This is a genomic window from Nostoc sp. (assembly GCF_054880495.1).
Genome location: NZ_JBTYKD010000301.1, coordinates 1 through 20105, shown reverse-complemented (window position 1 = coordinate 20105; position 20105 = coordinate 1). Strand labels below are relative to the sequence as shown.

The window sequence follows — 20105 nt, the reverse complement described above, 5'->3', positions numbered from 1 at the left end:
TGCTATTCTAAGTGCAAAAATGTTCTATATAGTAGTTAATTTAGTATGTATGCAAACATTAATTATTGATAACTATGACTCTTATACCTTTAATCTTTACCAGATGATTGCCGAGGTAAATGGGGAATTACCTCTGGTAATTCGTAATGATCAGCTTAACTGGGATGAATTGAAAGAAATTGTATTTGACAACATTGTGATTTCACCTGGCCCCGGTCGTCCAGAAAGGTCAGAAGATTTTGGAGTCTGCCGACAGATAATTGAGAATGTCAATGTGCCTTTGCTGGGAGTTTGTCTGGGGCATCAAGGAATTGGCTACATACATGGTGCAAAAGTGATTCATGCACCGGAAGTTCGACACGGTAGACTGAGCAAAATTTATCACAATGATTCCAAATTATTCCAAGGCATTCCCAGTCAATTTTCTGTGGTGCGCTATCACTCCTTGATAGTTGCGGATGAACTACCTGAGTGCCTAGAAAAAATTGCTTGGACTGAGGAAGGATTAGTGATGGGATTGCGTCATCGACATCTACCTTTTTGGGGTGTGCAGTTTCACCCAGAGTCTATTTGTACAGAATATGGACAAACATTGCTAGAAAATTTTAGAGATATCACGCTGCAATTTATAGATAAATCATCAAGAAGTTCAGAAAAGCGGTATTGGACTGGATATGGATTTATTGCTCCTCCTATTGATGAACCCTGCCAAGAACAGGAAGAGAAGTTTGAAGTTCATAGCCGCAAACTGAATATTTGCCCGAACACAGAACAAATATTTGTCCATTTATTTCGGCAAGCAACAAATGCCTTTTGGTTAGACAGTAGCCGCGTGGAATCCGGTTTATCTCGCTTCTCGTTTATGGGCGATGGGAACGGTAAAAATAGCCTCTTGGTACGCTACCATACCCAAATGCAGGAACTGACGATCGCACAGTCAGATCGTGTTACCCATCGCCGCGAAAGTATTTTCGAGTATCTCAAACGAGAAATTGACCTCCGAAGTTGCCAGGCTGATGATTTACCATTTGATTTTAACTGTGGATTTGTGGGCTATTTTGGCTATGAACTCAAGGCAGAGTCTGGATCGTCATTGGTACATTCTTCACCATTACCAGATGCAATTTTCTTATTTGCCGATCGGATGATTGCCATCGATCATCAAGAACAGTGTGTTTATTTGCTGCAATTAATCAAAAAAGGACAAACAGAACAGGTAGAAGCTTGGTTTGATACTATCCAACAACAACTCGAAACCCTGACTCCTCTTTCTCCCCTTGTACCTCAAGGAAATACTCAGCTAGTCAAGTTTAGTTTAAGTCGTACTTACCAGACTTACATTAATGATATTCACCATTGCTTAGAGGAAATTTATGAAGGGGAAACCTATCAAGTTTGCCTCACAAATCAGCTTCATACTGATATAACCCCCGATCCAATAACGTTCTACCGCAGATTACGTAGGCTCAATCCTGCCCCATACGCGGCATTTTTGCGCTTTGGTGAGATTGCGATCGCCTGCTCATCTCCAGAACGATTTCTGCGGATTGATCAGCAGGGTTGGGTAGAAACTAAGCCGATTAAGGGAACCCTGAGACGCGGAAAATTCCCTGAAGAAGATTTTATCCTCAAAGAACAGTTACGCAACAGCGAAAAAGATAGGGCTGAGAATCTGATGATTGTCGATCTATTACGCAATGATTTGGGACGAGTCTGTGAAATCGGTAGCATTCACGTACCAAAGTTAATGGATGTAGAAACCTATGCAACAATGCATCAACTGGTAACAACAGTACGGGGGCATTTGCGATCAGATTTAACAGCAATAGATGGCGTGCGGGCTTCATTTCCAGGAGGTTCGATGACAGGTGCGCCTAAACTCAGAACCATGCAAATTATCGATCGATTGGAACAAGAAGCAAGGGGAGTGTATTCAGGAGCGATTGGCTTTTTGGGATTGAATGGTTCAGCTGATTTGAATATTGTGATTCGCACTGCTGTTCTGACTCCTAATCAAACTTCTATTGGTATCGGTGGCGCGATTGTGGCGCTTTCCGATCCTGAGATGGAGTTTCAAGAAACGCTGCTGAAAGCGGAAGCCTTAATTCATGCGATCGTTCTCACAATGTACGGAACATTTGAGCCAGATATGTATGATATAGCGGGAGTAAAATCAAAGACTGCCGATAATTGTAAACCTATTGCAAAAATACTTGAACCGCCAGTGACTCAAGTCACTTTCGAGGTTTGATCCTCACAAGAACAGCCCCTCTCCCAATTTTGGGAGAGGGGAGCAAATTCTCTAGTTCCCCTTCTCCCAACTTGGGAGAAGGGGTTAGGGAATGAGGGCTTAACTATTTGCTGAGAACTTACCCTGAGTATTTTATGGGTTTGAACGCGACTTTTTTCAGCAAAACGAAAACATTAGAAATCTGCAATTAGTCGCGCCTTCCTGAGTAATAATTGTAATACAGTCTCTTCGCGGGAAATAATATCAACCTTACCCTCCATTCCCCACTCCTTACTCCCCACTCCCTACTCTCCACTCACCGTCTACGCAAATAATTTCAAAAATCAAAGCGGACTGCTATATCTTTACTTCACTACAATCTGGTAAGATTTACAACAAGTAGAAAAACTGCTTGTTCTCTTTTTCTTCAACCCTGGTATTTCGGGTATTTTTTGGGAAAGGAAAATCAAAAATGTCTCATCTATTGTGGAAAACTCTGGTACTAACTCCAGTAGTTTTGGGAGTGACAGTGTTGCTTTCTGCTAGGGCTATGGCTGCTAAAATAGCAGGTTCTTCTGAAGATACAAAGGCAAAAGTTACTCAAACAGAAGCATCAATAGCTTCTGCTGCTTCAGTATTCATTCAAACAGAGCAACCAAAAGTTAATCAGCAGTTGGTTGCCCAAAAGACTGATGATAATAACATTTTAGAAGAGGTTAACCGCTACACCAGCGAAGGCAAGAACCAGAATTCACTATCTCAAGTCACATCAGTTTCTCAGTTTTCTGATGTACAGCCAACTGACTGGGCATTCCAAGCTTTGCAATCCCTGGTTGAACGCTACGGGTGTATTGCTGGATACCCCGATAGCACTTACCGTGGCAACCGAGCATTGACACGTTATGAATTTGCCGCAGGTTTGAATGCTTGTTTAAATCGAGTTAATGAACTGATTGCGACATCAACTGCTGGCTTGGTGTCAAAACAGGATTTGACGACCCTCCAACGTTTGCAAGAGGAATTCTCGGCAGAATTAACAACTCTGCGTGGTCGAGTAGATGCTGTAGAAGCACGGACTGCTGAACTTGAAGCAAATCAGTTTTCTACTACAACCAAGCTAGTTGGTGAAGCAATATTTGCTGTCACCAACAACTTTGGCAAGAACGACAACAACAACACTATTTTCCAAGACAGGGTGCGTTTAGACTTGCAAACGAGTTTCACAGGTAAAGATACTTTGCATACTAGGCTGGCAGCTGGTAATGCAGTTGGATTGGCTTTACCAAATGGCACATTTGAAGGGACTCAAACCATTAGCGTATCTCCTACTACCAACAACGCTGTTTCTATAGACTGGTTGGCCTATTACTTCCCCATTGGCAACTCCCAAGTTTATATAGCTGCTAGTGGAGGTATTCAGAGCGATTACGTTCCTACCGTCAGCCCATACTTTGAAGATTATGATGGCGGTAACGGTGCTTTGTCTACCTTTGCTTCTGAAAGCCCAATCTATCGGATTGGCGGCGGTGCTGGTATGGGCGTTAACTTAGCCTTTGGTAGTGGTGGCGGTGGCTTTCAACCTTCATTAACCTTGGGTTACTTAGCATCTCAAGCGAATAACCCTGGTCTAAATACGGGTTTATTCGAGGGTAACTATGCTGCTTTAGGACAGTTGAACTTAAAAATAGGCGATCGCGTCACCTTAGCTGCAACCTACGTCCACGGTTATCATAATGGTGGTACTGTTTTATTCGATGCCGGCTCCGCAAGTACAACAACTGGTGTAGACGGTACTGCACAAGCTAACTTTGTCGGTGGTGGCAATCCATATTCAAGTAATTCCTACGGATTGGAGGCTGCTTTTAAACCTAGTGATAAACTTTCGATTAGTGGCTTTGCGGTTTACAACGACATCAGAGGCGTTGGTGCTAATGATGATAGTGAAGTTTGGAGTTATGGACTTGGGGTAGCCCTGCCAGACTTAGGTAAAAAGGGCAACGTTTTAGGACTTTTCGCAGGTATTGAACCCTATGTGGGAGGTAACACTGGTGATAAACCATACCACTTTGAAGGTTTCTATAAGTATCGTGTAAGCGACAACATTTCTATTACTCCTGGGGTAATTTGGTTAACCAATCCTGGTCAACTTCCTGGCAACAACGATGATGCAATTATTGGGACGCTGAGAACAACTTTCACCTTCTAAAGGTTTACAGCAATTTACTGTCGGGTAGTACAGTTAGAGGCTGTAAATACTCCTTAGACATAGGAGTGAAAATGATTGTAGAGACGTAGCATTGCTACGTCTCTACAAGCGTTATGGATAACGCATATCTAACTATCTGACAATGGCATAATAACTTTTTTGTCGTATTGTCAGATATTATACCTGTCCAGCCGTCAATACTTGGGCTGCGGTCAAATTCAGCATTGGCAAAGTCACTGATCGAATAATGTCTGTTCCTTGAAACACAGCTTCTTCATACAGTCCATCTACCAGAGTCAGCAGGGTAATCCGGGCTTTATCAGCATCAACAACCCAGTATTCAGAGATCCCCCGTGCTACGTACTCAGAACGCTTATATCGGTAGTCTCTATCCTGCTATATAAAACCTATACAAGTATAGACTTTATTTCTTACTTCGTCGGGAGCATGTGAGCGGTTAGCCTTCAGTAAGCTTTCAAGGTTTAGCCAACCTTGACCGGCATGAAAAACAATGAATGATAGACATCAAATCTTCGACTAATTCTTGCTGAGGAGATAATGACTCTTGATTAGCCATTATGATTTCGCATCCGACTGATTTCGCTAGTTATTGTATGAATTCAAAGGCGAACGTATACATCCTATCTTTGTGTGCTATTACAATGGTTGCAATTTCGGCTTTAGCTATTTTAGTTAATTATCAGTCTCAACTTAGATTTTACTTTTATTTCTACTTGTTAATCAGCGTACCTGCCATTTTTTGCAGTTTTCTGCCCACCTCTTCCATCGTGTAAAAGAACGTGAAAAACCGGAGTATTTCATCCATTGGGTAATCTTGCTGCTTAATTTCTTCCAACCGATTTAATTGCTGTGTAGCATTGGTAAGTGCAACTTCTATTCCTGACAAAGATAAACTAGGTTGGTGCGATTTGACAGCTGTTGCTAAAAGAAGCATTGCATTTTGAGTTTCCAGTGCCAATTGGGTAATTTGAGGTGCAAGAATTTGCCAAAAAGTATCTTGCTGTCTAGCAAGTACAGTATGTTCCATTGTCAAAGTGTGTTCCCAAATTCTGCGGAGGAGAAATTCCCAGGCTTCATTCACCCGTTTTTCTGGCGGTTCGTTTGTCTGTCCCTGTCTGACTTCCTGCCATAGCGATCGCCCCTTGATAAATGAACTAATGATACTAGTTTTCAACTTATCCACACGGGGGCGATCGTAGTTTCCTGTAAAGGCAGAGTCTACAACCAACTCATAAAACTGCTCTAAATCAGTTAACGTTTGCGACAAACAACGCCTCAGTTCGACTCCAGCCGAAGCAGGAAAAATAAAGTTGTTTACCAACAGTGCCACACCTATACCTAAGAGGGTTTCCAGAAACCTACCCCAAGCGTACAGCCAAGGAGATTGGCTGTGACTCGATATGACAATCACTGATACATACCCCGCCAATTTTGCCGCCTCATTGAATTTCCAATAAGAAGTCAGAAAGATGGTCAAAAATACACTTATTCCCAGTGACCAGAAATTGCTACCCAATACAACCGCAAAGATGGCTCCACCGATGGCACCAATCACGGTACCAATTATTCGTTGGATTCCAAGTAACAAAGTGCTGCCATGAGTAGATGACATCACAATGATCGCGGCGATCGCTGCATAGAAAGGATACTCCCATCGCAACGCCTGAGCAACTTCAAAAGAAATTGCCGATGCGATCGCCATTTTGAATGCCATCTTAGCTAGTACAATTGTTGAGATTCCATCGGGAGTAGCAGCCCAAGTTTGCAGTGCTGTGATGATTCTCAGCTTGTGCGATCGCTGTTTAGGTGGAAGACCATTAGAGGGTTGTATCATGGGTATCGGGTTTATTTGATTTGACAGAAGAAAATAACACATAATCGCCACTAAGAAGCCATAGCGGTAACACTATGCCACTGCCAAAGGTGATAAAGTCCAAGTCAAACAACCAGAAAAAAGAATATCTGACACTAAACTAACGATTGATTCCTGTGATAACGATAAAATTTCTACTTTCTTCAATGCCTCATTCTCACCGAGAATTTAGGCTTTGAGCGTATTTTTCCTGTGATTAGAATCTTTATCAGAGGAATATATGGAATTTAGGGTGACGGCTAAAACTAAATTACAGTAGGCATCTTGGGCTTAACCTACATTCCTGTTCTATTACTACCAGAACCACCAGATGAAGTGAAAAGCTCAATCACGCGCTGTTCTTGCGAAGTTGTGGTTCATGAGAAAGTGCCATGTTAATAAGCTTTGACTATACAACAAATGTAGATTAAATCACTTGTTGTGAAGTGCTAAACTGAACAGAAGGCTTGCTAAATACAAAAGTGTAATACCCATTCTTTTCCTCTGGCTCATTTTCCCTTAGTGCCAACAACTCAAACCCGGCATCTTGAATAAATTGTTTGATTTGCTCCAAGGGGCGACCCACCACCCACAGGGTATACTTATCCTTCACATTGTTGAATATGGAGTTTGCTTCTTTGAGCGGATCTACAGCAAGGTCTTCGGCAACAACAAATTCACAAATGACCTTACCTTGAGGTTTGAGTAGCTGGAAAAACTCTTTTAACAAGGCTTGACAGACTTCATCTTTCACATGCAGCATAACTGCAAAAGAATAAATTAAATTAATACTACTGCGCTCTAGCTTGGTTAAGGTGTTTCCTGTTTCAGTGAGGTAGGTGATGTTGGGTTGAGCATTAATGGCTTTAGCACAGGCAATCACACCGCTAGAAATATCTACTGCAATTACCTGTATACAGTAAGGCGAAACTGCATTTGCCAGGTATCCAGGACCGCAACCATGATCCAATACAGTCATATCTGGTGTAACATAGGGCTTGACTTTAGTATCAATTAGGTGTTGCCGACTGGATGCCAGGCGTTGATGTTCTGTTTCTAAAAAGGCTGAACGTGAAGGAATTTGGTTGGTGGGATAAAAATGTCCAAAATAATGTGGGCTGATGGCAATTAAGTTTAATGCTAAAGATTTACGGTAGTTCCAGGGAACAAGTTGAAATAGGAAGGGAATGTAAAACGCACCAATAAACTTTTGATCAGGAAACCCTGTGGTCAAAATGATCAGAAGTTTACGAAGCAAACTAGTAGCTGGTTTAATCTTCACAGTTTTTCCCCAATAAAACTAAAGTTAGTATTAGTATAATCGGTTAATTTCATTGAACAGCAAAAAGGGGTTATATAGCATTTCTATACAAGGCTATTAGAAAAATTTTCTGACTTTTAGCTGAAAATCAGTATTTAATCACATTACTGATAAAATATGGAGAATGCGAGAACTTTATCCAGCGATCAAGCCTCATCTAGAAGGTAGTTTACAGGTTTCCGACCTTCATACCATTCATTTTGAAGAGTCAGGGAACCCCCAAGGTCAACCCATCGTTTTGCTGCATGGGGGACCGGGTGGCGGATGTCCAGCTTTTTATCGGCAATATTTCCATCCAGAAAAATGGCGGTTAGTGATGTTTGACCAGCGCGGTTGTGGTCAAAGTACGCCCCATGCAGAATTACGAGAAAACACCACTTGGGATTTAGTCAGTGATATCGAAAAACTGCGCCAACATTTAGGTATAGAAAAGTGGGCGGTCTTCGGTGGTAGTTGGGGTAGCACTTTATCATTAGCCTACAGTCAAACCCATCCTTCTCGATGCACGGGACTAATTCTGCGTGGTATCTTTATGTTGAGACAAAAAGAGTTGCAATGGTTTTACCAAGAGGGTGCTAGCTATATTTTTCCTGATGCTTGGGAAGAATATTTAAAACCGATTCCCATAGATGAACGTGATGATCTGATCGCAGCATATTACAAACGCTTGACCAGTGCAGATTTAGAAATTCAATTAACAGCAGCGCGTGCTTGGTCAATTTGGGAAGGTAGTACAAGTAGACTTTTCTTAGATCCAGAACTCATGCAAAAGTTTGGCGAGAGTGAATTTGCTTCAGCTTTCGCACGTATTGAATGCCATTACTTTATGAATAAGGGATTTTTGGAAACAGAAGATCAATTACTCTTAAATATACACCGTATCCGCCATATTCCGGCTGTAATTGTCCAAGGACGCTATGATGTAGTCTGCCCAATAATATCAGCTTGGGAATTACATCGGGCTTGGCCGGAAGCGGAATTTATAGTGGTTCCTGATGCTGGACATTCAATGAGTGAACCAGGAATTCGTAGTGCTTTGATTGAGGCAACAGATAATATTAAATTCGGTTGAATATTTAAATTTCTATAGCCTTTCCCAATCATATAAGGTACATCATAGCTCCCTCCTCCCTTGCTCTTAGGGGGTTGGGGGTGGGGTTCTTGTAGCTCACTCAATCCAATCAGGTCCTTTGAAGAAACTTCCATCTTCTCTAAAGGTTTGATACACTACCATACTTAACATCACCTACACTAAAGTACACAGCAATCCTAACCCTTGTAAATTTGGAAACTTATACTGTATATAAAGCATCAGTGTAAGTAGTTCACTACAAAAAAAAGATATGCGAATTCTAATTATGCAAAGCAGTATGTTGTTGCTCCTGACTGCGGTCACAACTGGCTGTGTCGGTTCTTCCTCTGTGACAAAACAGCCGCAAGCCTTGCCAGCAAGCACTGAGCAGGCGACGAAGGAAACTGTGTTGACCTCTACACCTACACCGACTGAAAAAACTACAGATAATTCTACCCCTGAAGCCACTACTGCCACGAATCCGACGCGCTGTGAAACTAGCCAATTGTCAGTGCACCAAGTCTCTAAAGATGCTGGTGTTGGGAATGTTGGACTCACCTACGCCTTCACCAATAACGCCTCATCCCCTTGCACCCTCAAGGGTTATCCGGGATTGGCACTACTGGATGCAACAGGTCAGCCTTTGGAAAGGATTAAAGTTATCCGCTCCAAGGATACTTACTTTTCGAGTCAGCAAACTCGACAAAAAGTAACTCTAGCTCCTGGAACACAAGCCTCATTTCAGATAGCATATAACCATATAAGTTCCTCAGATGAACACTGCCCAATGTCTAGTAAAATTGAAATCACGCCTCCTAATAATTACCAGCACTTTACCCTTACAGAACAAATCAAGCCTTGTACGGGCAAAGTCAGAATAACTCCGGTGCGAGCTGTTGATACTAAACCCTAGTAAATTTCTGTAATTTACTCAAAGACCCAGAAAAAGCATAAATTAGATCAAAGCCTCTGATAAGTTCAGTATTGTACTATTCACAAAGGTTAAAAAATTCTATGCTAGGAATTGATGTTGCAGATCAAGACGGCAGAGTAGATTGGACGGCAGTAAAAAACTCTGGTAAAACTTTTGCGTTTGTCAAAGCCACAGAGGGAGTTAGCATCAAAGATTCTGCTTTTGCTCATCACTGGCCGACCATGAAAGCTGCTGGTATTATTCGGGGTGCTTATCATTTCTTTCACCCACATACTTCTGACCCGGTTCAGCAAGCAAAAGAATTCTTAAAAACGCTGGGGAAATTAGAACCGGGAGACATGCCACCAGTTCTGGACGTAGAGGTAACTGACAACGTAAGTCCCCAAGCTGTAATTAATGCAGCCAAACAGTGGTTAGCAGAGGTGGAAAAAGCCCTTTTACAACAAACACAAAAACCAATCAAACCAATCATTTATACCTTCCCCAGTTTCTGGACAGAACTTGGAGATCCATCTGATTTTGCTAGTTATCCGTTATGGATTGCCCACTACGGAACCCGCAATCCAACTGTTCCTAGCCCTTGGCAGGGGCAATACCTAATCCATCAATATGAAGGTGATATATCTGGTGTACCAGGTGTTAGTGGTCGAGCCGATTTGAATCGATTTAATGGATTTCAGCTAGGAGATTCTGGGCTAAAAGTAAAACAATTACAACAGCAATTAACAAAGATTGGATTATATACTAATGCCATTGATGGGCATTTCTCCGAGTCAGTTAAGGATGCAATTGTTAGTTTCCAAACATCTAAGAGGTTGCAAGCTGATGGAATTATCGGTATAAAAACTTGGGTAGCTTTATTGTGGATTTAAGTAAGGAACGCGGATTAAATAAAATGCAAAACTTCATCCTGTCTCTAGCTTGCCTCCCCTTTATAAGGAGAGGGATTGAGGGTGAGGTAAACCAGGGACATAAATTGTATGTTCTTTAATTCTTATTCCTAAGTGGGTGTGAATAATTAAAGGTTTGTAGTAAGCGCTGGAGCCGCTTACTACAAACCTGTAGTTAATTTTACATTGCGTAACATAGTTTGATTTACTCTTGCCCACTTACTTAACATCGAAATGCACAAAAGTGAGATTTGACCTCAAAAAAACCTTTAAGAATTCGTTTGAGTGAATTAAACTTAACCCGCCTGATAGCTTTAGGCACTTCTACCCATTGCCGTTTTCTTTTACTTGCTTCTGGATAATCTTCACTCAGCATTTCCACTGGTAATAAATACATCTTGACACAGTAACTTTTACCTCGTTTGCGGTACTTGTAAGTGCCGAGTGCATTCGCATCTACCTGCCCAATTACCCCTGCTTCTTCCCACGCTTCTTTGGCTGCTGAATCAGGCGAACTCATGCCATTAGGAATATCTCCTTTTGGAATTACCCAATGTTGAAAGTTACGAGTCGTGATTAGCAAGATTTCAATTTTGCCATTGTTCACTCTATAAGGAATCACCCCAGACTGTTTAAAGACTTTGCTAACTTTTCGACTCATGTAATTTGCATCCTCTACAGTGTAGCTTTTTTGTATAATGTTTACTTCCGAAAGTCTAGAGCTGATACCGGATAAATGTTGGTTAATTTTAGATTATGAAAAGGTTAAAATTGCTTTTTTAACTATAAAAGTTAATTATTCAAATTTTTTGATTCTACCGCAGGGTATGAGAATCGCTAGGTTTGTAATCTTACAAATATAAAGTTAACTGCTGTAAAGTATGTACTCTGATGGCTAATTGACAAATGCGGCACTCTTCAAAACATCACATATTTTGGCTGAATGCCAGAATATATAACAATCCTATTTTATTGTTTAAAATCACAAGATTCAGAACCCTGACTTCTTAGAGAAATCGGGGTTATAGTTGTTCACAAATGATTTAGGATTACTATATATGTCAGCAATGTAACTAACTTGACTATTTCAGATTTTGGTAGATATACAGCGAAGATATTATATTTAAATCTACTTCTTTACGCTCATCCTCATTAGTATTTTTAAACAGGATTGTAAACGCACCAGCACCTAACCTATCTTGAGGAAACATCCGATAACAAGGCATTGTAGTTAAATGCGACTGATATTTTGCTAAATTAGTAATTTCTATTGGCTGAAACTGGGGAAAGCGTTCTAAAAACCATTCACAAACTTGCTCATTTTCTTCGGGTGAATATGTGCAAGTCATATAAGCAAGATAGCCTTTTGGTGAAACAATTTTAGCAGAGTTAGCTATAATGCGCTTTTGCCGATTTGCGCTCTTATTAATAGCTGTTGGGTGAAAACATCCGGGTGCTTTTTCACCTTTAGCAAGTAAAGATTGTCCAGTACAAGGAGCATCTACTATTACTAAATTGCTAGTGTCGGGAAACATTTGGGCAAATATACTCGAATCTCGATTAACCACTGCACTAGGGCTAATCTGGCAACGCTTCAAATTAGAAATTAGCATTCCCAGACGTTTGCCAATGACTTCATTACTGATGAGTAAGTCTGGTTGTAAAGCTTTCCAAGCAAAGATACTTTTACCTCCTGGTGCGGCACACATATCAAAAACTAAAGGTACTGACTGAGGAATAGCTAACAAAGTAGTAGCCGCAAACACCGAAGAAAAATCTAAACAATAGAAATATCCTTTTTCATGCAAGGGATACTGACCGGGTTTTTCTCCCAAATATAAGCGGTCTATAAATTCTGGTTGCCAAGAGGTTGGTGTTTCCACCGCTAAAGGCGAAATCTCTGGCTTTTCTTGACACCAAAGAATACTGCGTGAAAAAGGCTGAGGATTCATTAAAGCCTCGATAAATTTTTCTTGCTCATCTAGATTAGTGAACAAACGCCGCGAGACTTTAAGTAATAAATTAGAAGGTTTTTCCATGTGAATTATGAATTACGTTAGCGAAGCGTTAACGAGTCATCGAGCGTCATTACGAATTAGTAAGTTGTATCAGAATCAAAATAAAATTGTTACAGAAGAACAATGTAATTAAGGCTTTTGGCTTCATACTCAAAATATAATGACCGCCATTGGGATCGCAATGGCCAAGCTACCCCACTGCACCGGAGAAGGTCATGAACTTAGATAATTTTCCGCAAAAATTACGCAAAGAAGCACACTTATGGAGGGATGAAGGATTAATTAGTTCTTCGCAGTATGAGCAAATAGCAGAACGTTATCAATTTAAAAACCTGGAAGCTGCTGCACGCGATCGCCAGAAAGCGATCGCGATTGGTATCGGCGGCATACTTTTATGCTTAGGCATAATTACCTTTGTAGCAGGAAACTGGCAGGGAGGGTCACGAGAAGTCAAATTTATTCTGCTGATCAGTTTATTTTTTGCGATCGCAATCACTGGTTTTTACACATGGAGATCACCTGAAGGGAAGAAGCCACAAAAAAGTAAACGCTTGCTGGGAGAAGGATTACTAATTTTAAGCGCCTTCATTTTCGGTGCAAATTTACTGCTGATGGCCCAGATGTTCAATATTGCCGGTTCAACTTCCCAATTGTTTCTTGTCTGGGGGTTCGGTGTTGTGGTGATGGCCTTCAGTTTGTGCTTAAATTCTTTAGGAATTCTGTCAATTGTTCTCGTGGAAATCGGGTACTGGACTGGATTAGAAGACTTGTGGTACGCTTCAGGTGAGTTAACTTGGTCGCGGTTCGTGGTGCAGCATCTACCTTTGTTGGCATGGCTGGTGTTTGTACCCTTAGCTTACTTCTGTCGATCGCGTTGGATTTTTGGTCTAGCAGCCTTTGTTTTTGCTAGTTCCTTACAAGCTAACCTTAATCCCCTACCACTGCTGAATTATGCTGATATAGCGCCTTGGGTGGCATCTTTTGCTTTTGCACTCCCACCTGCATTATTCTGGAGTTATGATGATCTGCTGTTTCCAACCATAAATTACAGGTTGTTTCAATCCCTGGCTCGTAATTTAGCGTTGGTAAGCTTCGGCATTGTCTTTTACGTTCTGTCTTTTCGTTGGGTTTGGGAATCTCCAAATTATGGTTATAATCAGCCAACGAATTTCACAAACTTATTCGGATCTCTGCCAATCATCGATTTGGGAATTCTCAGCGGCTTGGCGGTATTGCAATGGTTGTTTCTACTCCGCCAAAGAAATAACCCTCCGCGTCGGGAAGTAATTTTCACGACTGCTATCATTAGTACCTTTCTTGTCTTTATTATCCTAGTACCTTTTTGGCATCAAACTATCAGCCGGATTGATGAACTTGGTGTTTTTATTTTCAATGTACTTCTAGCAATATTAGCCTGGGGACTAATTCAAGAAGGATTGAAATTAAGCAAGAGAAGTTCATTTTGGGGCGGTATGCTGTTATTCACACTGCAAATTATCAGTCGCGTGCAAGAGTACGATACGGACTTACTTTTCAAGTCGCTGGTGTTTGTCTTGTGTGGTTCTGCTTTAATTAGCGCTGGACTCTGGTTTGAACGCCGCCTATCTGGTGGTAGCTCTACAAGTAAGAAGTAGGGCAAAATCTGAAGTCAGAATTCAGAAATCTGTCAATGATCAAAATCTTTGTGCGTCAAAATTTTTAAAGTTTCTCTGCGTCAGTCCTAATCTCATTACTTTTGGCCTCTTCAAGACCTTTGCTTTTTAGGACTACGCTCATGACTAATAGTTCTTCTGAATCTAAAAATAAACCCTTGTCTCCCGAAGCCGAATTCTCCAATAAGGTGACTTTTCGGGATTACTTAATTGCGACTGAACAAAAATCGAATAAGCCCTTACCTTTTTGGCGGTTAATAGTTCCTCTGGCGGTGCAAACTGGGCTAATTATGGCAGTACCAGCCCAAGCGCTTTATACAGATGTGGCAGGCAAAACGGTGATTTTGCAAACCGTACCTATAAACCCTAACGATGTACTAAATGGTAACACCTTAGCGTTAGATTACAACATATCTCGTACCGCAAATTTGAGCAGACTACCTGGTTGGCAAACATTAGTCAGCAAAGGTCGTGGAAGTGGCAGAAGATTGCCTGAAGGAACCAACATCTACGTGATTTTGCAAGAGCAACTATCCTTTGGTCGCGGTGTTCCTAGAGCTTGGAGACCGTTGCGAGTAAGTAGCGATCGCCCTACAACTCTTAGAGCTAACCAAGTCGGCTTAAAAGGTGTTTATCAAAATGGTTCTGTTAACTACGGCTTAGAAACATATTACATCAAAGAAAACCAACGCCGGCAGATTACCAACGACTTGCAAGCCCAACGCGCCCGGAGAGGACAGCTATCACCGATTGTAGTGAAGGCGAAAGTAGATCCACAGGGAAAAGCAGTGCCAGTTAGTATGTGGGTGCGCGATCGCAATTATCGCTTTTAGACCGTTAGACATAGGAGTGAAAATGACGTAGGCACAATTGAAGAATTCTGCCTACCAAGGATTTCGGGCAACGCATAGTTACAGCTATTTTCAGGTAAATAGACCACGCGGTAGGGGCACAGCAATGCTGTGCCCCTACGAGAGATGTGGCAATACGGTTCGGTTAAGAATATTTGTAGGTTGGGTTGAACGAAGTGAAACCCAACAAACCCTACAACTTTTGGGTTTCGTTCCTCAACCCAACCTACACATTTTTATTTTTTGGGCTTAACCGAACCGTATTGAGAGATGTGGTTCAAATACATGATTTCTGCTGTAATTTCAGGAAATGTCTAATCGAATTCTTGGCTAGACAAACGAGAGCTACATCTCCGGGCTAATGGAAAATCAAACTTTTTTAACCCGCTCCGAACTTCGGAGCGGGTTTTATTTGTGTAGATGCGGTTTCTAACCGCCGATTTAACCTGCTAAGGCACAATCAGCACTGGGCAAGGGGAAAGGTTAATCACGCGAGTAGTCACACTATCATCCGCTCCTTCTTCAGTCAAGCCTAGCCCCCGACAACCCATAATAATTAAATCAGCCCCGATTTCATCAGCGACATCGCAGATAGTAAAAGCTGGTTTGCCTTGCCTTTCCAGGATTTCGGATTGAATTCCTTGCCCAGAAAATAAAGATTGAGCATTTTCCAGCAGTTTAGCAACTACCTGTGGTGACACCATCGGATCTGCACTAGGCGCGTCTTTTGGTGGTTCTTCTACCACAGATAGCAGCACCAAGCGACTGGCATACTTTTTGACTACGTTGGTAACTACATCAGCAGCTTCCCGCGTTTCCCGGCTTTGATCAATAGGAAATAGTACTGTGTTAAACATTTCTGTCACCTGGGCACCCCTGACTCCGGTAAAATCTGGATGGTTCTACTTTCAAAACAATAACAAAAAGGTAATCAGGAGAGTTTGGTATGTCCAAAAAAAGTTTAGCAAGTTTATCTTCGGCTGATATATCTGGAAAACGTGCCTTAGTGCGGGTTGACTTTAATGTGCCTGTGGATGATCAAGGCAACATTACCGATGATACTCGCATTCGCGCCGCTCTACCAACCATTAAAGATTTGACGCAGAAGGGTGCTAAGGTCATTCTCGCCAGCCATTTTGGACGTCCCAAGGGTGTGGATGACAAATTACGCCTAACTCCGGTTGCCAAGCGTCTCTCGGAGTTACTGGGGCAAGAAGTCATTAAAACTGATGACTCTATTGGTGATGAAGTTGCAGCTAAAGTTGGCGCGTTGCAAAATGGCCAAGTGCTGTTACTAGAAAATGTCCGCTTTTACAAAGAAGAGGAGAAAAACGATCCAGAATTTGCGAAAAAATTGGCAGCTAATGCTGATTTTTATGTAAATGATGCTTTTGGTACTGCACACCGCGCCCATGCTTCTACTGAAGGTGTGACTAAATTCCTTAGTCCTTCTGTGGCTGGATATTTGGTTGAGAAAGAATTGCAATATCTGCAAAACGCCATTGAAAATCCCCAACGTCCTTTGGCAGCAATTATCGGCGGTTCCAAAGTTTCCAGTAAAATTGGCGTGATTGAAACGTTGCTGGAGAAGTGCGACAAGCTGATCATTGGCGGTGGAATGATTTTCACCTTCTACAAAGCTCGTGGTTTGAATGTCGGTAAGTCGTTGGTGGAAGAAGACAAGCTAGAACTAGCGAAGTCTTTGGAAGCTAAGGCTAAAGAACGGGGTGTTGCTTTATTGCTTCCTACAGATGTGGTAGTAGCAGATAACTTTGCCCCAGATGCGAATTCTCAAACCGTTAGCATTGAGAATATCCCAGATGGTTGGATGGGTTTGGATATTGGCCCAGACTCGGTAAAAGTTTTCCAAGACGCCCTTGCAGATACCAAAACGGTAATTTGGAACGGACCGATGGGTGTGTTTGAGTTTGATAAGTTTGCAGTAGGTACAGAAGCGATCGCTAATACCCTCGCCGAAATTAGCAAAACTGGCACAACCACCATTATCGGCGGCGGCGACTCAGTAGCGGCTGTGGAAAAGGTTGGTTTAGCTGACCAAATGAGCCACATTTCCACCGGCGGCGGCGCTAGCTTGGAGTTACTTGAAGGCAAAGTATTGCCTGGAATTGCGGCTTTAGATGATGCTTAAGAAAATTAGCTCTTAAGCTACTGAAAAAATCTCATAGTTTTTGACAATTGTAGTAAGGGTGCGGTATAGCGTACCCTTACTGTATTTATTAGCATTTTTGGCAACCATACTACCAAAATTGTGGAGGTGAAACTGTAATGGCAAGAATTGAAGAAATTTCAGTCAAAAACTATAGGCTTTTGCAAAATATTACCCTAAAAGATATCAAACCTTTTTCCGTTGTGAGCCAGATTTTGTTATTTTTATCCAGCATAGGCAGTTCGCAACCTGTAAACCTTGCAATGCCAACAGTTTGATGAATTCTGGTAAGGCGGTGATTTCATTGGTTTTAGAATCAGTCACGGATGGCTAGAAACCCACGCTTACCAGCAAGCTCGCCAGAGCCAAAAGAGCAAGGCAGAGGGCTTGTCTATGGCGTTGTCTGGCACTACGTCGAGGGTCTGGCAAGTTGACAAAGGCTTTTGTAATAGCTATTTCACAGAAAAGTGAAGTTGTTACTATCAAGTGTGAGATCCACTACCCCCAGCACAACACCGATGATCTCATTTTGCTCTGCTCCCAGTTTATCTAAGAATATTCGTGTGTTGCTTCCAACAACTTGTAGGAGGTAATCTTGTGAAGATCCTTTGAGTTGAATTACATCTTGGCTAGAGTCGAAGTCGTTAATAATAGCCAAGTCCCCAAAACCAGGATTCGTACTGTTGTTATCGTCGTAGAAAACATTTTCAGCGTCCCCCAGCACAAATGTATCTGCCCCAGCCCCGCCAGTCAAGTTATCAATTTCGCCTAATCCAGGTGGAAACGGACTACCAGGAAAAACACCGATGAGGATGTCGTCTCCAGATCCGCCATTGAGTACGTCATTGCCCGGTCCACCTTGTAGGCTATCATTGCCGTCCTCACCATTGAGGATATCATCGCCGAAATTACCGTCTAGCGTGTCATTGCCGGCTCTGGCATTCAGAGTGTTGTTAGCAGTATTAGCAAATAGGAAGTTGTCAAGACTGTTACCTATGCCGGAGATGTTGCTAGTTCCCGTCAGCCTCAGATTCTCTAGATTGACACCCAGCACGTAGGAGATAGAAGACCGGACGATATCTGTACCTGAATTAGCCGCCTCCGTAATCGTGTCACCAGCACCGTCAACAATGTAAGTGTCGTCGCCTGCTCCCCCATTCAAACTGTCACGACCTAAGCCCCCATCAAGTGTGTCATTGCCTTGATTACCAGATAATTGGTTATTTTGGTTGTCGCCAACAATGAAGTCATTTGCATTTGTGCCGATGACGTTATCAAAGTTGACCGCAGTAAATGACAATGTTCCTAAACCAGGAATGTTATTGGCAGCCAAACTTTGGGTTTGCAGATTAACGGTGATAGATACCCCAAGCAAAGATTGGGATGCATCTATGGTGTTGTTGGCAACATTAGCATTAGCAATAATCTTTTCTACTTTAAAGAGTTGGTCTTGCCCCAATTTCCCAGCTTTTTGAATGGTTCCTACACCTGACAAGGTAATGGCTTGACCTAATTGACTGTAGTCTGCGGTATCAATCCCATCTCCACCATCAATGCTGTCGTTACCCTGACTGCCTTTGAAGGTGTCACTGCCTGCACCACCTTTTAGAATGTCGTTTCCTGTGCCCCCATCAAGTGTGTCATTGCCATCTCCACCGCTTAGACTGTCGTTCGCCGTCCCACCTGCAAGGGAATCATTACCAGCCAAACCATTCAAGGTATCGTTACCGGAAATAGTATTGGCATTACCACCACTAGCCCAACCAACTATCGTGTCATTTCCCAAAGTCCCATTTCTCGTATCAAAACCTGTAGTGCCGAAAATAAATGCCATATTATCTCTGGTGAATTTCTCACTAATATGTAAGTTGAGTCTTGGTCAAAGAACTATTTATCAGTTCAATGTAAGTAAGTAGGTGAGAATAAATCAAAGTAGATTAACTAATGTAAAAAATCTTGATATGAGTTCGTAGTGTTCGCGTAGCATCTTGTAGAGAGGGCTACCCTGCGGGGACGCTTCTCTACGAGAGGCTTCGCCAACGCGAACAGCCCTAAAATTAGGACTAAAGTCCTTACTACAAACCTTGAATTATTCACACCGCTCTACTTAGATTACTTGGCATTTGCATAATCAAAGGCAAGAAAACATTAATTATTTGGTTAGGAACTTCTAAAGAAAAAAATATCCAACTATTTATTGTGGGCTGACCTGAAAAGCCCGCCTTTGGTTGCGGGTGAGCAAGACGCCTACTCTACAAAATTAGATAATTTATTTCATGAAAATCCCTTAATTAATTACCGAAATGGTAAGTAATTATGTCAAATATTGGGGTTCTTTTTCCGATTGTTTTTGAACCTACAGCACATTTCATCTGAATGAAGTACACAAGGGCGGGCAGGATGCCCACCCCACAATATTTATCATATTAAGATGTGTACTTACTTTACCTGCAAAGTGCTGTATCTGTAATTATTTAATTATCATGAAGCACAAGGTTACATCAACTACTTTATCAAATCTTTAATATGTTTCTAATCAAATCTTTAATATGTCAATCAATGCAATTGATAATACATTCAATTATTATCTGTGTAAAGTTTAATTAAGTACTTTTGGAAACTACTGATTTGTTTGGTGAACATCGGCTCTGCCGCAAGTCTTGAGGCGGAGCCTCTCAGAATGCGTTCCCAGTCCCCGACTGGGAACGAGACAATCTTAAAAGCTGCTTATAGACTGGCTTTCACATTAAGTTGACACGTATGGGCATTGCCGTGCCCCTACCAAGGTATTTGTATCCCACATTCCGCACTTCAAAATGTAGCATAAAATATTACGCAATTCTTCTCTGATACGAGTAAATAAAAATACTCATAAGGTTTAAGTAAGTTGG

At 41.8% G+C, this 20105-nt stretch carries 15 protein-coding genes and 1 pseudogene; 9 read left to right on the top strand and 7 right to left on the bottom strand.

The window, feature by feature from the left end:
* Window positions 1-49: 49 nt before the first annotated feature.
* Both pabB and ACYTXL_RS26215 read left to right on the top strand, forming a co-directional pair.
* Window positions 50-2251, top strand: a complete 2202-nt coding sequence (pabB, locus tag ACYTXL_RS26220; RefSeq protein WP_461927251.1) for an aminodeoxychorismate synthase component I — start codon at window positions 50-52, stop codon at window positions 2249-2251.
* Window positions 2252-2702: 451 nt separating this feature from the next.
* A complete protein-coding gene (locus ACYTXL_RS26215) occupies window positions 2703-4436 on the top strand; it encodes an iron uptake porin (RefSeq protein ID WP_461927250.1) in 1734 nt (577 codons plus the stop codon).
* Window positions 4437-4613: 177 nt separating this feature from the next.
* Here the strand turns inward: ACYTXL_RS26215 and ACYTXL_RS26210 are convergent.
* The 3 genes and pseudogenes from ACYTXL_RS26210 to ACYTXL_RS26200 all read right to left on the bottom strand — a co-directional run.
* Window positions 4614-4817, bottom strand: a pseudogene (locus ACYTXL_RS26210) (Uma2 family endonuclease); the annotation flags it as partial.
* Between the two features lie 349 nt (window positions 4818-5166).
* Complete coding sequence (locus ACYTXL_RS26205; RefSeq protein ID WP_461927249.1) at window positions 5167-6291, bottom strand: FUSC family protein; 1125 nt, start codon at window positions 6289-6291, stop codon at window positions 5167-5169.
* Between the two features lie 445 nt (window positions 6292-6736).
* The gene (locus ACYTXL_RS26200; protein ID WP_461927248.1) at window positions 6737-7591 is read right to left on the bottom strand and encodes a class I SAM-dependent methyltransferase; all 855 of its coding nucleotides are present in this window, start codon (window positions 7589-7591) and stop codon (window positions 6737-6739) included.
* Window positions 7592-7754: 163 nt separating this feature from the next.
* Here ACYTXL_RS26200 and pip point away from each other — a divergent pair, with 163 nt between their 5' ends.
* The 3 genes from pip (at window position 7755) to ACYTXL_RS26185 (ending at window position 10508) form a co-directional block, all read left to right on the top strand.
* Entirely contained in the window at window positions 7755-8702 is a 948-nt protein-coding gene (gene pip / locus ACYTXL_RS26195; protein ID WP_461927247.1) for a prolyl aminopeptidase, read from the top strand.
* Between the two features lie 271 nt (window positions 8703-8973).
* A complete protein-coding gene (locus tag ACYTXL_RS26190) occupies window positions 8974-9615 on the top strand; it encodes a DUF4232 domain-containing protein (RefSeq protein WP_461927246.1) in 642 nt (213 codons plus the stop codon).
* Window positions 9616-9716: 101 nt separating this feature from the next.
* Window positions 9717-10508, top strand: coding sequence for a GH25 family lysozyme (locus tag ACYTXL_RS26185; protein WP_461927245.1), 792 nt, complete (start codon window positions 9717-9719; stop codon window positions 10506-10508).
* Window positions 10509-10749: 241 nt separating this feature from the next.
* Here the strand turns inward: ACYTXL_RS26185 and ACYTXL_RS26180 are convergent, their stop codons facing one another.
* Window positions 10750-11187 (bottom strand): NUDIX hydrolase, encoded by a 438-nt coding sequence (locus ACYTXL_RS26180; RefSeq protein WP_335238423.1) that lies wholly within the window; start codon window positions 11185-11187, stop codon window positions 10750-10752.
* A 421-nt stretch (window positions 11188-11608) separates the two neighbouring features.
* Window positions 11609-12565 (bottom strand): RsmB/NOP family class I SAM-dependent RNA methyltransferase, encoded by a 957-nt coding sequence (locus ACYTXL_RS26175; RefSeq protein ID WP_461927244.1) that lies wholly within the window; start codon window positions 12563-12565, stop codon window positions 11609-11611.
* 194 nt (window positions 12566-12759) lie between these two features.
* Here ACYTXL_RS26175 and ACYTXL_RS26170 point away from each other — a divergent pair, with 194 nt between their 5' ends.
* Window positions 12760-14178, top strand: a complete 1419-nt coding sequence (locus ACYTXL_RS26170) for a DUF2157 domain-containing protein (protein WP_461927243.1) — start codon at window positions 12760-12762, stop codon at window positions 14176-14178.
* Between the two features lie 140 nt (window positions 14179-14318).
* Entirely contained in the window at window positions 14319-15029 is a 711-nt protein-coding gene (locus ACYTXL_RS26165; RefSeq protein ID WP_461927242.1) for a GDYXXLXY domain-containing protein, read from the top strand.
* A gap of 467 nt (window positions 15030-15496) precedes the next feature.
* Here ACYTXL_RS26165 and ACYTXL_RS26160 read toward each other — a convergent pair whose 3' ends face one another.
* Window positions 15497-15904 (bottom strand): universal stress protein, encoded by a 408-nt coding sequence (locus ACYTXL_RS26160; protein WP_461921872.1) that lies wholly within the window; start codon window positions 15902-15904, stop codon window positions 15497-15499.
* A gap of 89 nt (window positions 15905-15993) precedes the next feature.
* Between ACYTXL_RS26160 and ACYTXL_RS26155 the strand changes: the two genes are divergently transcribed.
* Together ACYTXL_RS26155 and ACYTXL_RS26150 are read left to right on the top strand one after the other, a co-directional pair.
* Entirely contained in the window at window positions 15994-17196 is a 1203-nt protein-coding gene (locus tag ACYTXL_RS26155) for a phosphoglycerate kinase (protein ID WP_461921866.1), read from the top strand.
* Window positions 17197-17333: 137 nt separating this feature from the next.
* On the top strand, window positions 17334-17492 hold the full coding sequence (locus ACYTXL_RS26150) for a hypothetical protein (protein WP_461921867.1): 159 nt from the start codon (window positions 17334-17336) through the stop codon (window positions 17490-17492).
* A 179-nt stretch (window positions 17493-17671) separates the two neighbouring features.
* On the opposite strand, the gene ACYTXL_RS26145 is transcribed toward ACYTXL_RS26150, so the two are convergent.
* The gene (locus ACYTXL_RS26145) at window positions 17672-19048 is read right to left on the bottom strand and encodes a calcium-binding protein (protein WP_461921868.1); all 1377 of its coding nucleotides are present in this window, start codon (window positions 19046-19048) and stop codon (window positions 17672-17674) included.
* Window positions 19049-20105 lie beyond the last annotated feature (1057 nt).

Coding starts and splice junctions, on each gene's coding strand:
- pabB (WP_461927251.1), top strand. CDS start 50: ATGCAAACATTAATTATTGATAACTATGACTCTTATACCTTTAATCTT.
- ACYTXL_RS26215 (WP_461927250.1), top strand. CDS start 2,703: ATGTCTCATCTATTGTGGAAAACTCTGGTACTAACTCCAGTAGTTTTG.
- ACYTXL_RS26205 (WP_461927249.1), bottom strand. CDS start 6,291: ATGATACAACCCTCTAATGGTCTTCCACCTAAACAGCGATCGCACAAG.
- pip (WP_461927247.1), top strand. CDS start 7,755: ATGCGAGAACTTTATCCAGCGATCAAGCCTCATCTAGAAGGTAGTTTA.
- ACYTXL_RS26190 (WP_461927246.1), top strand. CDS start 8,974: ATGCGAATTCTAATTATGCAAAGCAGTATGTTGTTGCTCCTGACTGCG.
- ACYTXL_RS26185 (WP_461927245.1), top strand. CDS start 9,717: ATGCTAGGAATTGATGTTGCAGATCAAGACGGCAGAGTAGATTGGACG.
- ACYTXL_RS26180 (WP_335238423.1), bottom strand. CDS start 11,187: ATGAGTCGAAAAGTTAGCAAAGTCTTTAAACAGTCTGGGGTGATTCCT.
- ACYTXL_RS26175 (WP_461927244.1), bottom strand. CDS start 12,565: ATGGAAAAACCTTCTAATTTATTACTTAAAGTCTCGCGGCGTTTGTTC.
- ACYTXL_RS26170 (WP_461927243.1), top strand. CDS start 12,760: ATGAACTTAGATAATTTTCCGCAAAAATTACGCAAAGAAGCACACTTA.
- ACYTXL_RS26165 (WP_461927242.1), top strand. CDS start 14,319: ATGACTAATAGTTCTTCTGAATCTAAAAATAAACCCTTGTCTCCCGAA.
- ACYTXL_RS26160 (WP_461921872.1), bottom strand. CDS start 15,904: ATGTTTAACACAGTACTATTTCCTATTGATCAAAGCCGGGAAACGCGG.
- ACYTXL_RS26155 (WP_461921866.1), top strand. CDS start 15,994: ATGTCCAAAAAAAGTTTAGCAAGTTTATCTTCGGCTGATATATCTGGA.
- ACYTXL_RS26150 (WP_461921867.1), top strand. CDS start 17,334: ATGGCAAGAATTGAAGAAATTTCAGTCAAAAACTATAGGCTTTTGCAA.
- ACYTXL_RS26145 (WP_461921868.1), bottom strand. CDS start 19,048: ATGGCATTTATTTTCGGCACTACAGGTTTTGATACGAGAAATGGGACT.